Consider the following 444-nt stretch of genomic DNA (forward strand, 5'->3'; position numbering starts at 1 on the left):
GTGTCACGCCGCGCGCCGACCTGGAACTCCGGCTGCCCGAGTAGCCGTTAAGGTCGAGGACGGCCACAGCCGGGGCCACCGGCCGGGGGAACGCGAAGGGACACCGTGAAAGAGCTGCGCATCAGGGTGCTGGCCGGCGTCTTCGTCGTCGCCGGAGTCCTGTCCTGGGCCGGCGCCCGCCTGTGGAACTCGCTGGGGACCCTCCCGAGCGTGCCCGTGGCCGCGCCCATCGTCCTCGCCCTGATCGCCGCGGTCCTCGCGGCCACCGCGCTCTCCCTGCGCGCCCGCCTCAAGGCCCAGCGTGAGCGCCGGCCCGACGCCAAGGGCGTCGACCCGCTCCAGGCGGCCCGCGCGGTGGTCTTCGGACAGGCCAGCGCGCTGGTGGCGGCCCTCGTCGCCGGCCTCTACGGCGGCACGTTCGTCGTGCTGCTCGGCTCCCTGGAC

1 protein-coding gene is annotated in these 444 nt (G+C 75.2%); it reads left to right on the forward strand.

The annotated features are described in order from the left end of the window. Positions 1 to 105: 105 nt before the first annotated feature. On the forward strand, positions 106 to 444 hold a 339-nt coding region (locus LPA54_RS39000), incomplete at its 3' end, for a DUF3180 family protein (RefSeq protein WP_228985123.1).

The sequence above is a fragment of the Streptomyces sp. DH12 genome (genome assembly GCF_020873895.1).
Taxonomy (GTDB): Bacteria; Actinomycetota; Actinomycetes; order Streptomycetales; family Streptomycetaceae; genus Streptomyces.